Here is a 15,806-nt window from a genome sequence, read left to right on the forward strand (position 1 = left end):
CTTCTTGAGGTCCCCTTCCCGTGACAGGCAACGGCGTTGATGTTCGTGCGCGTGAACACCCCCGGGAGGACGCCGAGTTCACGGCCCGCCCCACCCTGGTCCATACCTTGACGAGGACACGCCACGCCCCTACGTTCATATGCGAACTCATGGTTCACATACACAAACTCCACACCGACGGGAAGGCCACCCCCCATGCGCACCCGACGAACGCTCCTGACCGCCCTGCTCACCACGGCGGCCGCCTCCGGAGGACTGGCGACGGCCGCGACCGCCTCACCCGCCCCCGCGCGGACCGTAGAGGTCTCCACCGCGGCCGAGCTGAAGAGTGCCCTGGCCGACGCCTCCCCCGGCGACACGATCCACCTCGCCGACGGAACGTACTCCGGGAACTTCAAGACGTCCGTGGCGGCGAGCGCGAACTCCCGCGTCACGATGACCGGTTCACCGAAGGCGGTGCTCACCGCCGGGGGCGGCTACGGCCTGCATCTGAACATCACGGTGACCCCCTGAGGGCAAGGTCCCGAAGGGACGAGCCCGTTAGGGGCGCGGGGAACTGCGCGCCCAGCCCCCACAGAGCCGCACCCGAAACGCAAAGAAGCGGGCCCGCACCTCCAAGAAGGAGGCACGGGCCCGCAACGTTCAGCTACAACCGCCTAGAGGCGAGCCTCAGCTCTGACCGCCGGCAAGCTTCTCACGAAGCGCGGCAAGCGCCTCGTCCGAAGCAAGGGCGCCGGAGTTGTCGTCCGACTCCGAGGAGTACGAACCGCCGCCGCCACCGCCGGACGCGGCCGGAGCGGCGCCGGCCGGAGCCGCCGCACCCTCGGCCTCGGCCTGGGCGTCCGCCTCGCGGGACTTGATGACCTGGGCCTGGTGCTGCTCGAAGCGCGTCTGCGCCTCGGCGTACTGGCCCTCCCAAGCCTCACGCTGGGTCTCGAAGCCCTCGAGCCAGTCGTTCGTCTCGGGGTCGAAGCCCTCGGGGTAGATGTAGTTGCCCTGGTCGTCGTAGGACGCGGCCATGCCGTACAGGGTCGGGTCGAACTCGACGGCCGACGGGTCGGCACCGAAGGACTCGTTGGCCTGCTTGAGGCTCAGCGAGATCCGGCGACGCTCGAGGTCGATGTCGATGACCTTGACGAAGATCTCGTCGTTGACCTGGACGACCTGCTCCGGGATCTCCACGTGGCGCTCGGCCAGCTCGGAGATGTGGACCAGGCCCTCGATGCCCTCGTCGACGCGCACGAACGCACCGAACGGAACGAGCTTGGTGACCTTACCGGGAACAACCTGCCCGATCTGGTGCGTGCGGGCGAACTGCTGCCACGGGTCTTCCTGCGTCGCCTTGAGCGACAGGGACACGCGCTCGCGGTCCATGTCCACGTCGAGGACCTCGACGGTGACTTCCTGGCCGACCTCGACAACCTCGGAGGGGTGGTCGATGTGCTTCCAGGAAAGCTCGGAGACGTGCACGAGACCGTCGACGCCGCCGAGGTCCACGAACGCACCGAAGTTGACGATCGAGGAAACGACGCCGGAGCGGACCTGGCCCTTCTGCAGGGTCGTGAGGAAGGTCTGACGGACCTCGCTCTGGGTCTGCTCGAGCCAGGCACGGCGGGACAGGACCACGTTGTTGCGGTTCTTGTCCAGCTCGATGATCTTGGCCTCGAGCTCCTTGCCCACGTAGGGCTGGAGGTCGCGGACGCGGCGCATCTCGACGAGGGAGGCCGGCAGGAAGCCACGGAGGCCGATGTCGAGGATGAGACCACCCTTGACGACCTCGATGACGGTACCGGTGACGATGCCGTCTTCTTCCTTGATCTTCTCGATCGTGCCCCAGGCACGCTCGTACTGAGCGCGCTTCTTGGACAGGATCAGACGGCCTTCCTTGTCCTCCTTCTGGAGAACCAGGGCCTCGATCTCGTCACCGACGGCGACGACCTCGTTCGGGTCGACGTCGTGCTTGATGGAGAGCTCGCGGCTCGGGATGACGCCTTCGGTCTTGTAACCGATGTCGAGCAGGACCTCGTCCCGGTCGACCTTCACGATGACGCCGTCGACGATGTCGCCGTCGTTGAAGTACTTGATCGTCTCGTCGATCGCGGCGAGGAAGGCTTCCTCGTTACCGATGTCGTTGACCGCTACCTGCGGGGTGGTGGCGGTGGTCTCGGTGCTGCTCGTCATGTGGGTAAGGGCTCCGGTACGGACATTGAAGTCGTAGGTACTGCAACGCGCCGGAGCCGATTTCGCTCTGAAGAAGCCGGACAGCCTAGGAAGCGCGACTTCCGCGAAACGGAAGGCGCCTCGACAACCGAGGGGACATACAACAGACGCGAGCGCAGCCTGCTATGTCTGAGGAGCGCAGGCTCGCAGCGCAACTTGTAGCATACGGGGGCAGCCGGACAGGGTCAATGCGCGAAGGCGCACACCCGGGGCGGAACACCGCATACCCGGCACAATTCCTGTCGACTGAGGCCACACGGGCCGCACAGCGCCCCCTTCGCGCCGAGATTCGACGAAGGATACGGAAGATTACGACGATGGAGCCGATCATCCAAGAGTCCGAGCTGCCCGAGCCCGAAGCCACCCGGCGTGACGCCAACGTCACCGAGAGCAGCCGCGCGAACCGCGGCTGGTGGGACCGGAACGCCGACGAGTACCAGATCGAGCACGGCACGTTCCTCGGGGACGACCGCTTCGTGTGGGGCCCCGAGGGGCTCGACGAGGTGGAGGCCGAGCTCCTCGGTCCGCCCGAGAGCCTCAAGGGCAAGGACGTCCTGGAGATCGGCGCGGGTGCCGCCCAGTGCTCGCGCTGGCTCCTCACCCAGGGCGCCCGTCCCGTCGCCCTCGATCTCTCGCACCGCCAGCTCCAGCACGCGCTGCGGATCGGCGGCACGGTGCCGCTGGTGCAGGCCGACGCCGGAGTGCTGCCCTTCAAGGACGGCTCCTTCGACCTCGCCTGCTCCGCCTACGGAGCGCTGCCCTTCGTCGCCGAGCCCGTCCTCGTCCTGAAGGAGGTGCATCGCGTGCTGCGCCCCGGCGGGCGCTTCGTCTTCTCCGCGACGCACCCCTTCCGCTGGGCGTTCCCCGACGAGCCGGGCCCGGAGGGCCTCTCCGTGGCGGCCTCCTACTTCGACCGCACTCCTTATGTGGAGCAGGACGACCAGGGCAACGCCGTCTACGTGGAGCACCACAGGACCATCGGCGACCGGGTGCGCGACATCGTCGCCGCGGGCTTCCGGCTCGTGGACATCGCCGAGCCGGAGTGGCCCGCCTGGAACACCCAGGAGTGGGGCGGCTGGTCCCCGCTGCGCGGAAACCTGATCCCGGGGACGGCCATCTACGTGTGCGTACGAGACTGAGTGCGTGACCGCTCTCCGTTACGACGCCCTGGACCTGCCCGTACGCGACGCGCTGCCCGCCCTCCGTGCCGCTCTGGAGGGGCCGGGCAGCGCCGTGCTGTGCGCCCCGCCCGGGACGGGCAAGACGACGCTGGTGCCGCTGGCCCTCGCCGGTCTGCTCGACGGCCTGCCCGGCGGTCCTGACGACGCCCAGGAGCGCCGCGTCGTCGTCGCCGAGCCGCGGCGCATCGCCGCACGGGCCGCCGCGCGCCGGATGGCGTGGCTGCTCGGCGAGAAGCCGGGCGAGCGCGTCGGGTACACCGTGCGCGGCGAGCGCCAGGTGGGGCCGCGCACGCGCGTGGAGGTCGTCACGACCGGCGTCCTGCTGCAACGGCTCCAGCGGGACCAGGAGTTGAGCGGCGTGGACGTCGTCATCATCGACGAGTGCCACGAGCGGCATCTGGACGCGGACACCGTGGCGGCCTTCCTGGTGGACGTGCGCGCCGCGCTGCGGCCTGAGCTGCGCCTGGTGGCGGCGTCCGCGACGACCGACGCCGAGGGCTGGGCGCGGATCCTCGGTGACGCTCCCGTAGTGGAGGCCCGGGGCATCGCGCACCCCGTGGAGGTGGTGTGGGCGCCGCCCGCCCGCCCCGTGCGGCCGCCGCACGGCATGCGGGTCGACCCCGCGCTGCTGACCCATGTGGCGTCGGTGGTGCGGCGGGCCCTCGCCGAACGCGCGGGCGACGTCCTGTGCTTCCTGCCGGGGGTCGGTGAGATCGCTCGGGTGGCCGGGCAGTTGGGCGGGCTCGGGGACGTCGAGGTGCTTCAGGTGCACGGGCGGGCGCCCGCCGCGGTGCAGGACGCGGTGCTCGCCGGGGGCGAACGGCGGCGGGTGGTGCTCGCCACGTCCGTGGCCGAGTCGTCCCTGACGGTGCCCGGGGTGCGGGTGGTGGTGGACTCGGGCCTGGCCCGCGAGCCGCGCGTCGACCACGCGCGCGGGCTGAGCGCGCTGGCGACGGTGCGGGCCTCGCAGGCGGCAGGGCGGCAGCGGGCGGGCCGCGCCGGGCGTGAGGCGCCGGGTGCCGTCTACCGGTGCTGGGCGGAGGCCGAGGACGGGCGCCTGCCGCGCTTCCCCGCACCGGAGATCAAGGTGGCGGACCTCGCCGCGTTCGCCCTCCAGGCGGCCTGCTGGGGCGATCCCGACGCCTCCGGGCTCGCCCTGCTCGACCCGCCCCCCGCCGGTGCGCTGGCGGCGGCGCGGGACGTCCTCGCGGCGGTCGGCGCCGTGGAGGCGGAGACCGGCCGGGTGACCGGGCGGGGCACGCGGATGGCCCGGGTGGGCCTGCATCCGCGGCTGGCCCGCGCCCTCCTCGACGCGGCTCCCCTCGTCGGTACCCGGCGGGCGGCGGAGGTGGTGGCCCTGCTGAGCGAGGAGCCGCCCCGTGAGTACGGGGACGACCTCGCGGGGGCGTGGCGCTCGGCGCGGCGCGGCGGGGACGGGTACGCGGCCCGCTGGCGTACCGAGGCGCGGCGCCTCACCGCGTCGGCGCCCGGCGGCGAACGGGAGCGGACCGGCCCCGACCGGGAGCAGCGCGGTGGCACCGATGAGCGGGTCGCCGGGATGGTGGCCGCTCTCGCGTTCCCCGAGCGGGTGGCGCGCGCCGTGGGCGGCGGGGTCTATCTGATGGCGGGCGGCACCCGGGCCGAGGCGCGCCAGGGGTCCGCGCTGGCGGGCGCGGAGTGGATCAGCGTCGCGGTGGCCGACCGGCCCGTGGGCGCGGGGCACGCGCGCGTGCTGCTCGGCGGGCACATCGACGAGGACGTCGCGCGGCGCGCGGCCGCCCCGCTGCGCTCCGAGGGCGAGGAGGTGGCCTGGTCGGGCGGCGACCTCGTCACCCGGCACGTGGAGCGCCTGGGCGCGGTGGAGCTCACGGTGCGACCTCTGAAGAACCCCGACCCCGCCCTCGTGCGCGAGGGTCTCGTCGCCGGACTGCGGGAGGAGGGCACCGGGCTCCTGAAGTGGTCGCGGGGCGCCCGGGAGTTGCGCGAGCGGCTCGCCTTCCTGCACCTGCGGCTCGGGCCGCCCTGGCCCGACGTAGCGGAAGAGGCCCTCCACGCGCGCGTGGACGAATGGCTGGAGCCTGAGCTGTCCACGGCGCGGCGCCGGGCCGACCTGGGGCGGATCGACGCCGGGCAGGCGCTCGCGCGGCTCCTGCCGTGGGCGACCGGCGAGGCCGCCCGCCTCGACGAGTTGGCCCCCGAGCGGTTCGAGGTGCCGAGCGGGTCCAGGATCCGGATCGACTACTCCGACCCCGAACAGCCCGTGCTCGCCGTGAAGCTCCAGGAGATGTTCGGCCTCGCCCAGACCCCGCGGATCGCGGGCGGCACGGCCCCCGTCGTCGTCCACCTCCTGTCCCCGGCGGGGCGCCCCGCGGCCGTCACCGCCGATCTCGCGTCCTTCTGGGACGGCGGGTACCGGGCGGTGCGGTCCGAGCTGCGCGGGCGCTATCCGAGGCATCCGTGGCCCGAGGATCCGGCGACGGCCGCCCCCACTCGGTACACCAAGGCCCGCCAGGCCCAGCGGGGCTCCGGCGCCTAGGCGTTGACGGGTTCGGGTTCGGGATCGCTGGACGCCGTGGGCTCCGGGTCGCCCGGCCTGCGGCTGCGGGCCTCCAGCCAGAGGGAGAGCGCGAGCAGCAGAATGCCGAGACCGAGGAAGCCCCAGGGGAGGTACGAGGTGAGCAGGAGCACCAGGACCCGCTGGGACGTGACCAGGTCGACGGTGTTCTCGATGTAGTCCTCGCGCATCTTCACGTGCCCGGCGAAGACGGTGACCTTGTCGCGGCCGCCGAGCAGGCTGCCGCCGCGCAGTTCGTTCTTCTGGATCTCCTCGCCGTAGACGGGCGCCCCGGTGGTCGGCTCGACCCAGAACTTGCGGACCGTGGTGTACCAGCGGGTGGTGCCGGTCTTGGCGAGGGACTCCGGAGTGATGCCCTTGACCGGCATCGTCTTGGGGAAGGAGACCTTGGTCCAGGGGATGGTCTGCTCGAAGTAGTAGACCTTCACGCCGCGGAAGGTCCGGGTGCCCTTGTAGTGGATGGGCCGGGTGATGCGGGCCTGTGCGTCGAAGTACTCGTAGTCCCTCTTCTCGGTCAGGAAGGGCCACTTGAACTCGATGCCCTCGCGCTTGACCGGGTCGCCGTCGACCGCCTCCCCCGTGGCGTGCACGGGCTCCTGGCTGTGCGCGTCGAAGATGTAGCGCTCGGGGACCTTGGAGACCATCTTGCCGTCGGCGTCCTGGATGTAGGAGAGGGCGTCCCAGACGACGACGTCGCGGTCGGCGCTCTTCTCGATCTTCTCCGACGCCTCCACGTTGCCCTTGAGGGTCTGCACGATGGTGACCTTGTCGACCTTCTTGGCCGACATGGAGCCGTAGTCGATGAGCGTCGGGTTCTTCGCCTCCAGGACCGCGTTCTGGTACTGGCTCGGCGGGATCTTGGCCAGGCGCGGGAAGGCGTACCAGCGCATGAGCGGGGACATGGCCGTGAAGAACACGGCGAAGGCGAGCAGGACGAGGCTGGCCTTGCGGCGCATCGCGCGACCTCCCTACGTCTATGGGTGCTTGGGGACAGTGGTGAGGAGCGGCTTGGGCGACGTCTCGCCCGGTGGGGCGCCGATCGCCGTGATCGTCAGGACCAGGGCGAACGCGACGGCGAGGCCGGTGGCGGCGGCGATGAGGGCGCGCATACGGGGCCTCCCGATTCGGCGTGCGGCCAGAACTGATAGGGCGTCAGGGCGGGCACCGTAGCAACGGACGGGTCAGATGAGAACACGTTGCACCAACACGGAACCGCCCCTGCGCCGTGGGTGGCGCAGGGGCGGTTCCGAGGAGTCGCGCGGCGGCCGGACGGCCGCCCGGTCAGCTGCTGGGCGAAGGACTCGTGGAGGCGCTCGGAGACGTGGTCGGGGAGGCGCTCGACGAGGTGCTCGGCGAGGGAGTCGCGTCGGGCTCCGCCGCGGTCACCTTCAGTTCGACGGTGAGCGTGCCGCCGCCGGCCGTGGCGACGCGGAGCAGGTACGTGCCCGCCGCGTCGTCCGCGTACATCTTCGGGAGCTTCAGCACGCCGTTCGCGTCGGTCTTGAGGCCCTTGAGGGTGCGGACCGGCTTGCCGTCCGCGTCCTTGAAGTAGGGGCCCTTGTCGTTGACGGTCGCGTCCGTCGCCGACTTGACCAGCGTGGCGGTGGTCGCGACACCGTCCGCGACCTTGCCCTTGTACGTCGCCTTGACCTCGACCCTGTCCGCGAACTCCTTGCCCGCCTCGCAGGTCAGCGCCTTGTCGCTGGTCCTGGCGAGCGCGTCGGCCTGGCGTGCGGCGACCTCGGCGTCGAAGTCGACGCCGGGCAGCGAGCGGCCCACGACCGTGGCGCGCACCACGAACTCGCCGCTCTTGTGCCCCGCTTCGAGCACCGGGGCGGTCGCCTTGCCGGTGATGCCCGTGGTGGCCGTGGCGCTCTTCGCACCGCCCGCGAAGCGGGCGTCCGTGTCACCGACGACGGTGAACTTCACCTTGACCTTGGCCACGAACGCACCCGACTTCGCCTCCGCGCGCACCGCGACGCGCTCGGTGAAGGCGTCGCCCGTCTTCGCGACGAGGTCTCCCGTACCGGCGTTCGCCAGCACGTCGACCCGCTCGGCCGGGGAGGGCCCGGGCTTCTGCGAGCCGCCGTCGCCGGGCGGCGTGGGCTTGGTGCCGCCGCCGTCGCCCTTCCCCGGGGGCTTGCCGCCGGGGCTCTTGTCGCCCGGCGTCTTGCCGCCCGTGTTCGGCTTCGGCGTCGGGTTCTTCGCGGCGGTACCCGGGTGCTTCGCGCCGGGACCCGAGCCGTTGGACGGGAAGCGGGTGTCGCTGCGGTCGTCCGGCAGAACGCCCTTGCCGTCCGGGACCTCGTGGGTGCCCTTGCGGTAGTACTCCAGCCACGACAGGACCGTGTTCAGGTACTCCGTAGAGCGGTTGTAACTCAGGATCGCCTTGTGCAGGTCGGCCTCGACGGCCAGATCACGGTCGTTCGCGCAGAGGTAGTAGCCCGCCGCGAGCGCCGCGTCGTAGATGTTGTTGGGGTCCTTCTTGCCGTCGTTGTTGCCGTCCTTGCCGGAGGTGGCCCACGTCGACGGGATGAACTGCATGGGGCCGACCGCGCGATCGTGCGTCGTGTCGCCGTCGTACGCGCCCTTGTCGGTGTCGGTGATCTTCGCGAAGCCGTTGCCGTTCAGGACCGGGCCGAGGATCGGGGTGAGCGTCGTGCCGTTGGCGTCGACGCGGCCGCCGCGGGCCTGGCCCGACTCGACCTTGCCGATGGCGGCCAGCAGTTGCCAGGGGAGGTTGCACCCCGGCCTGGCGTCCGCGAGCTCGGACTCGGCCTTCTTGTACGCGTCCAGGACGGTGGCGGGCAGGCCCGCCTCGGCCTCCTTGTCGCCGCCGTTCGGCGGGGCGCCGGTCGGCGGGACGGGGCTCTGCAGGGGCGGCAGGTCCGTGTAGTACGGCGAGTTGCCGGTCGCGGAGTCACCGACCGGTGGGGGCGTGTCCGCGGCACCCGCGGCCCGTTCGTCGCGGGGGACGCCCGTCGCTCCGGGAGCCCCCGACGCGGCGAGTGCCGCCACCGCCGCCGCGGCCACCGCGGTGGTCACCGCTCCTCTGCGCAGCCGCCTGCCGATAACCGGCGCCATGACCGAGCCACCCCTCCCCATTGTCGACACTTGCGCGCCGCGCCCGCCTCCGTACACGCTTGCCTTCGTACGCGCGTGCTCCCCAGCGGGGCGACTCAGGCGACACTACGACAACTTGCGGCGTGCTAGAACCCGTTCGTGCCCGATATTCACCAGTTGGCCGTGAGACGGGGACAGGGCTGTTACGAGGCCGGGTCGACGTCGTCCGCGGTCTCGGGGACCGAGCCGTCGGGCACCTCGCTGATCTCGTCCTCCGGGGTGAGCCCCTGCCCCACGGCACGCCCCTTGTTGAGGCCCCGGTGCACGGCCTGTGCGACGCGTTCCACGGTACGCACCCCGTACGCCATCGTCGGGTTGTCGTGCGAGAGGACGACGATCCGGTAGGTGCGGCCGCCGCCGGTGAACGCGCCGACGCTGTGCACCCGCCAGCCGTGGGTGGCGCGCGGCAGCCAGCCGTTCTTGAGGTGGGCGCGGATGCCGCGCGGCATGCCCGCGGGCACGCCCCAGCGCTGGTCGCGCCGGACGTCGGCCATCTGCCGCAGCCCGTAGGCGCGCGCGGTCGGCTTGAGCACGTCACGGGCGCCGGTGAGGACGCCGAGCAGCCGCAGTTGGTCGGCCGCGGTGGTCCGGGTCAGGCCCCAGAGGCGGGACGGGCCGAGGCTGGTGGCGGTGGTGCCGACGCGGCGCAGGAAACGGGAGAGGTAGGGGTGGCCCAGGTCGTTCCAGATCCGCCGGGCCGCGTTGTTGTCCGAACCGGTGATCATGGGGCGGATCTTCCGTCGCTCCCACGCGGTGAGGCCGCGCCGCCACTCCTGGGCGCGGCGCAGCGTGGCCTCCATCATCATGACCTTGGCGACGCTCGCCGCGTCGTAACGCCGCCCGCCCGCCAACTGGCAGAACAGTCCGGTGCGGGTGTCGTGCACGGCGACGGAGACGCTGCCGGTCCTCGACGACAGCGCCGCCCGGATGTCATGGGACATCCGGGCGGCGAGAGCGGGATCGCGGCGTGCCGTGCAGAGCGCTCTGCCCTGCTGAGAACTGGCGTCGGCCGCGGTCGCGGATATCGGAGCCAGAAGAGCCGTCGTGAGCGCCGCGACGATGGCCGTGCGGCGCTTTCGCAGGTGAAGGGCCATGGTTCATCCTGGCCCCTGGGCCTTGGGCGGTGCGTCCCGCCGGGGGCCACGCGGGTGAGACCCACTGCGTGGAGCTGGAGCTTGGGCCGGTGGGAACCTGCGGGTGCGTCGTGGCTGGGCGCGCAGTTCCCCGCGCCCCTGCGGGGCTCGCCCCACTGCGCCCCCCGCCCGCGCAGGAGCGCGCCGGGGAAGGCGCCCCAAAGGGGCGCGGGGAACTGCGCGAGCGGCCACGACGCGGCCGCAGACCAGTACGGCGACGCGGCAAGCGCCCCCGCCCCGGGTGGGCAGGACCCACCCGGAGCGGACAAAGCCGGGAATCCGCCTCCCCGCCCGGGAGGGCAAAACCCACCCGGCGCGGGCCAGCCCCGGAATCCGCCTCCCCGCCCGGGAGGGCTAGTGCGCCGCAGACTCCCAGTCCGCCCCGACCCCCACCGACACATCCAACGGCGCCCGCAGCGACACCGCACCGGCCATCTCCCTGCGGACCAGCTCCTCGACCTTCGCGCGCTCCCCGGCGGCGATCTCCAGGACGATTTCGTCGTGGACCTGGAGCAGCATCCGGGACTCGAGCTTCGCCTCCGTCAGCGCGCGATGCACGTTCAGCATCGCGATCTTGACGATGTCCGCCGCCGTGCCCTGGATCGGCGCGTTGAGCGCCATCCGCTCGGCCATCTCGCGGCGCTGGCGGTTGTCGCTGTTGAGGTCGGGCAGATACCGGCGGCGGCCCAGCATCGTCTCCGTGTAGCCCGTGGCACGCGCCTCGTCGACCGCGCGGCGCAGATAGTCGCGCACCCCGCCGAACCGCTCGAAGTACGTGTCCATCAGCGCACGCGCCTCACCCGCGTCGATGTTCAACTGCTGGGAGAGACCGAACGCCGAGAGGCCGTACGCCAAGCCGTACGACATGGCCTTGATCTTGCGCCGCATCTCCGCGTCGACGTCGGAGCCGTCCACGCCGAACACCTGCGAGGCCACCGTGGTGTGCAGGTCCTCGCCGGAGGTGAACGCCTCGAGGAGGCCCTCGTCCTCGGAGAGGTGCGCCATCACCCGCAGCTCGATCTGGCTGTAGTCCGCGGTCATGAGGGACTCGAAGCCCTCGCCGACCACGAAGCCGCGGCGGATCGCCCGGCCCTCGTCCGTACGCACGGGGATGTTCTGGAGGTTCGGGTCGGTGGAGGAGAGACGACCCGTCGCCGCGACCGTCTGGTTGAACGTGGTGTGGATGCGGCCGTCCGCGGCGATCGTCTTGATCAGGCCCTCGACGGTGACGCGCAGCTTCGCCTGCTCGCGGTGGCGCAGCATGATGACCGGAAGCTCGTTCTCGGTCTGGGCCGCGAGCCAGGCCAACGCGTCGGCGTCCGTGGTGTAACCGGTCTTCGTCTTCTTCGTCTTGGGCAGGTTCAGCTCGCCGAAGAGGACTTCCTGGAGCTGCTTGGGCGAGCCCAGGTTGAACTCGTGCCCCGCGGCCTCGTGCGCCTCCTTCACGGCCTGCTGCACCGCGCCGGCGAACTGCTGCTCCATCGCCTCCAGATGGGCGCGGTCGGCGGCGATGCCGTGCCGCTCCAGACGGGCCAGGAGCGTGGACGTCGGCAGCTCGATGTCCGTCAACAGGTCGCTCGCGCCGACCTCCTGGAGCTTCTCGCCGAAGGCGGTGCCCAGGTCGAGGACGGTGCGGGCCTGCGCCATCAGCGACTCGGCCTCGGCCGTGTCGTCCTCCTCCGTACCGAAGGCGAGCTGCCCCTCGGCGGCGGACGCGGGCGCCAGCTCACGGCCCAGGTACTCCAGGGAGAGCGCGTCCAGGGCGAAGGAACGGCGGCCCGGCTTGACCAGGTACGCGGCGAGCGCCGTGTCCATGGAGACGCCGTCGACCCGCCAGCCGTGCTCGGGGAAGACCCGCATCACGGCCTTCGCGTTGTGCAGGACCTTCGGCTTGTGAGCGTCGGCGATCCACGCCGCGAACGCCTTCTCGTCGGCCTCGTCAAGCGCGGCCGGGTCGAACCAGGCGGCCGCTCCCCCGGCGGCGGCCAGCGCCACCTCCGTCACCGAGCCCGCGCCCAGCTGCCAGGTGTCGACCGTGGCGACACCGAGCACCGCCGTGCCGTGCTCGGCGAGCCAGGGTGCGAGCTCGCCCGTGCCGAGCACCTTGCCGTCCAGCTCCACGCCCGGCTCGGCCGGGGTCTGCTCGGCCTCCTCGGCGCCCGGGTCGACGGCGAGCAGCCGCTCGCGCAGCGACGGATTGCGGATCTCCAGGGTGTCCAGGACCATCGCCAGCGTCGTACGGTCGTACGGAGCGCGCTCCAACTCGGCGACCGTCTTGGGCAGTTCGACGTCGCGCACCATCTCGGTCAGACGGCGGTTGAGCTTCACCGCGTCCAGGTGGTCGCGGAAGTTCTGCCCGGCCTTGCCCTTGACCTCTTCGGCGCGCTCCACGAGGTCGGCGAACGAACCGAACTGGTTGATCCACTTCGCGGCGGTCTTCTCGCCGACACCGGGGATGCCCGGCAGGTTGTCCGACGGGTCGCCGCGCAGCGCCGCGAAGTCGGGGTACTGGCTGGGGGTGAGCCCGTACTTCTCCTCGACCTTCTCCGGGGTGAAGCGGGTCAGCTCGGAGACGCCCTTGGTGGGGTACAGCACGGTCACGTGCTCGGTGATCAGCTGGAAGGAGTCCCGGTCGCCGGTGACGATCAGCACCTCGAAGCCCGCCGCCTCCGCCTGCGTGGCCAGCGTGGCGATGACGTCGTCCGCCTCGAAGCCGTCCACCGCGAAGCGCACCGCGTGCATCGCGTCGAGCATCTCGCCGATCAGCTCGACCTGCCCCTTGAACTCGTCCGGGGTCTTGGAGCGGTTCGCCTTGTACTCGGGGAACTCCTCGGAGCGCCACGTCTTGCGCGAGACGTCGAAGGCCACCGCGAAGTGCGTGGGCGCCTCGTCGCGCAGCGTGTTCGCCAGCATCGACGCGAAGCCGTAGATCGCGTTCGTCGGCTGGCCCGTCGCCGTCGTGAAATTCTCCGCGGGCAGCGCGAAGAACGCCCGGTACGCCAGGGAGTGCCCGTCCATGAGGAGCAGGCGCGGACGCTGCTCGCCACTCGGCTTCGTCGCGGTCTCGGACTTCTTCTTCGCTGCTTTTTCTGCCACGTCCCCGATCCTGCCACGCCCCACTGACACTCCGGCCCCAGGCAGCCCCGACCCCCGGCATTGTCACCGGTGCGTGGGAGTATCGGAGACATAGCTCACGCACGTGCTCGAAGGGGAGCCGACCATGGCAAGCAAGCCGCCCAAGGGCGATCCGGTCCAGGACGCGCCGCAGGTCGCCGAGGCGCAGCACGCCGCGGCGGGCCTCCCCGCCATCGGGCACACGCTGCGCATCGCGCAGCAGCAGATGGGCGTGCGCCGCACCGCGCTCACGCTGCTGCGGGTCAACCAGAAGGACGGCTTCGACTGCCCCGGCTGCGCCTGGCCCGAGCCCGACCACCGGCACAAGGCGGAGTTCTGCGAGAACGGCGCGAAGGCCGTCGCCGAAGAGGCCACGCTGCGCCGCGTCACCCCCGACTTCTTCGCCGCGCACCCCGTCGCGGACCTCGCGACCCGCAGCGGGTACTGGCTGGGCCAGCAGGGCCGCCTCACCCACCCCATGTATCTGGCCGAGGGCGCCGAGCGCTACGAACCCGTCTCCTGGGAGCGCGCCTTCGACATCGTCGCCGAGGAGCTCACCGCCCTGGAGAGCCCCGACGAGTCCGTCTTCTACACCTCGGGACGCACCAGCAACGAGGCGGCGTTCCTCTACCAGCTGTTCGCCCGCGAGCTCGGCACGAACAACCTGCCCGACTGCTCGAACATGTGCCACGAGTCGTCGGGCTCCGCGCTGACCGAGACGATCGGCATCGGCAAGGGCAGCGTCCTCCTGGAGGACCTCTACCAGTCGGACCTGATCATCGTCGCCGGGCAGAACCCCGGCACGAACCACCCGCGCATGCTCTCCGCCCTGGAGAAGGCGAAGAACAACGGCGCGAAGATCATCACGGTCAATCCGCTGCCCGAGGCGGGCCTGGAGCGCTTCAAGAACCCGCAGACCCCCCAGGGCATGCTCAAGGGCACCGCCCTGACCGACCTCTTCCTGCAGATCCGCCTCGGCGGCGACCAGGCCCTCTTCCGCCTCCTGAACAAGCTGATCCTCGACACCGAGGGCGCGGTCGACGAGGACTTCGTCCGTGAACACACCCACGGGTACGAGGAGTTCGCCGACGCCGCCCGCGCCGCCGACTGGGACGACACCCTCGCGGCGACCGGCCTGGAGCGCGCCGAGATCGAGGAGGCGCTGCGCCTGGTGCTCGCCTCCCGGCGCACCGTCGTGTGCTGGGCGATGGGCCTGACCCAGCACAAGCACTCCGTGCCCACCATCCGCGAAGTGGTCAACTTCCTGCTCCTGCGCGGCAACATCGGCCGCCCCGGCGCCGGCGTCTGCCCGGTGCGCGGCCACTCGAACGTGCAGGGCGACCGCACGATGGGCATCTTCGAGCGCCCCGCGCCCGCCTTCCTCGACGCCCTGGAGAAGGAGTTCGGCTTCGCGCCGCCGCGCCACCACGGCCTGGACGTCGTCCGCGCCATCCGGGCCCTGCGCGACGGCGAGGCGAAGGTCTTCTTCGCGATGGGCGGCAACTTCGTGGCGGCCTCCCCCGACACGGAGGTCACCGAGGCGGCCATGCGCAAGGCCCGCCTGACCGTGCACGTCTCCACCAAGCTGAACCGCTCGCACACGATCACGGGCGCGCGCGCCCTGATCCTGCCGACGCTCGGCCGCACGGAGCGCGATCTCCAGGGAGGCGGCGAGCAGTTCGTGACCGTCGAGGACTCCATGGGCATGGTGCACGCCTCGCGCGGACGCCTGGAGCCCGCGAGCAAGCAGCTGCTCTCCGAGCCCGCCATCGTGTGCCGCCTGGCGCGCCGCGTCCTCGGCGAGGACTCCCGCACGCCCTGGGAGGAGTTCGAGAAGGACTACGCCACCGTGCGCGACCGCATCGCGCGCGTCATCCCCGGCTTCGAGGACTTCAACGCCAAGGTCGCCGCCCCCGGCGGATTCGCCCTGCCGCACGCCCCGCGCGACGAGCGCCGCTTCCCCACGACCACCGGCAAGGCCAACTTCACGGCCGCGCCCGTCGAGTACCCGGCCCTGCCCGAGGGCCGCCTGCTGCTCCAGACGCTGCGCTCGCACGACCAGTACAACACCACCATCTACGGCCTCGACGACCGCTACCGAGGCATCAAGAACGGCCGCCGCGTCGTCCTGGTCAACCCCGAGGACGCCCGGAACCTGGGCTTCGCCGACGGGACGTACGCGGACCTGGTCAGCGAGTGGCAGGACGGCGTGGAGCGGCGCGCCCCTGGATTCCGGATCGTGCACTACCCCACGGCCCGCGGCTGCGCGGCCGCCTACTACCCCGAGACCAACGTCCTGGTGCCGCTCGATGCCACCGCCGACACCAGCAACACCCCTGCCAGCAAGTCCGTCGTCGTACGCCTGGAACAATCCCCGGTCGACTGAGCGTTCGCTCAGGACAGTGCCAGTGACAGTGCCAACGACTGTGGCAGTGATCGACGTCGAACGGAGCCGGGCCC

General features: G+C 71.5%; 9 protein-coding genes and 1 pseudogene. 4 read left to right on the forward strand and 6 right to left on the reverse strand.

Annotated features, from left to right (window positions below):
- Positions 1 to 195: 195 nt before the first annotated feature.
- Positions 196 to 495, forward strand: a pseudogene (locus KY5_RS09830) (sheath polysaccharide-degrading enzyme); the annotation flags it as partial.
- 174 nt (positions 496 to 669) lie between these two features.
- Here KY5_RS09830 and rpsA read toward each other — a convergent pair.
- On the reverse strand, positions 670 to 2,181 hold the full coding sequence (rpsA, locus tag KY5_RS09835) for a 30S ribosomal protein S1 (protein WP_098241869.1): 1,512 nt from the start codon (positions 2,179 to 2,181) through the stop codon (positions 670 to 672).
- A gap of 356 nt (positions 2,182 to 2,537) precedes the next feature.
- On the opposite strand from rpsA, the gene KY5_RS09840 reads away from it, so the two are divergent.
- Together KY5_RS09840 and hrpB are read left to right on the forward strand one after the other, a co-directional pair.
- Complete coding sequence (locus KY5_RS09840; protein WP_098241870.1) at positions 2,538 to 3,359, forward strand: class I SAM-dependent methyltransferase; 822 nt, start codon at positions 2,538 to 2,540, stop codon at positions 3,357 to 3,359.
- A gap of 4 nt (positions 3,360 to 3,363) precedes the next feature.
- Positions 3,364 to 5,937, forward strand: coding sequence for an ATP-dependent helicase HrpB (gene hrpB / locus KY5_RS09845; protein ID WP_098241871.1), 2,574 nt, complete (start codon positions 3,364 to 3,366; stop codon positions 5,935 to 5,937).
- Here hrpB and KY5_RS09850 read toward each other — a convergent pair.
- The 5 genes from KY5_RS09850 to polA all read right to left on the reverse strand — a co-directional run bounded on the left by KY5_RS09850 (position 5,934) and on the right by polA (position 13,328).
- A complete protein-coding gene (locus KY5_RS09850; RefSeq protein ID WP_098241872.1) occupies positions 5,934 to 6,932 on the reverse strand; it encodes a DUF3068 domain-containing protein in 999 nt (332 codons plus the stop codon). The genes hrpB and KY5_RS09850 overlap by 4 nt on opposite strands.
- An 18-nt stretch (positions 6,933 to 6,950) precedes the next feature.
- A complete protein-coding gene (locus KY5_RS41375) occupies positions 6,951 to 7,085 on the reverse strand; it encodes an SPW_0924 family protein (protein ID WP_107102075.1) in 135 nt (44 codons plus the stop codon).
- Between the two features lie 172 nt (positions 7,086 to 7,257).
- Positions 7,258 to 9,060, reverse strand: a complete 1,803-nt coding sequence (locus tag KY5_RS09855) for a lytic transglycosylase domain-containing protein (RefSeq protein ID WP_098241873.1) — start codon at positions 9,058 to 9,060, stop codon at positions 7,258 to 7,260.
- Positions 9,061 to 9,242: 182 nt separating this feature from the next.
- Positions 9,243 to 10,193 carry a serine hydrolase gene (locus KY5_RS09860; protein ID WP_098241874.1) on the reverse strand — a complete coding sequence of 317 codons (951 nt, stop codon included), beginning with the start codon at positions 10,191 to 10,193 and terminating at the stop codon, positions 9,243 to 9,245.
- A 393-nt stretch (positions 10,194 to 10,586) separates the two neighbouring features.
- Entirely contained in the window at positions 10,587 to 13,328 is a 2,742-nt protein-coding gene (gene polA / locus KY5_RS09865; protein ID WP_098241875.1) for a DNA polymerase I, read from the reverse strand.
- Between the two features lie 124 nt (positions 13,329 to 13,452).
- Between polA and KY5_RS09870 the strand changes: the two genes are divergently transcribed.
- On the forward strand, positions 13,453 to 15,732 hold the full coding sequence (locus KY5_RS09870; protein WP_098241876.1) for an FdhF/YdeP family oxidoreductase: 2,280 nt from the start codon (positions 13,453 to 13,455) through the stop codon (positions 15,730 to 15,732).
- The last annotated feature ends 74 nt before the right edge of the window (positions 15,733 to 15,806 follow it).

Origin of the sequence: Streptomyces formicae (assembly GCF_002556545.1) — a bacterium.
Lineage (GTDB): Bacteria > Actinomycetota > Actinomycetes > Streptomycetales > Streptomycetaceae > Streptomyces > Streptomyces formicae_A.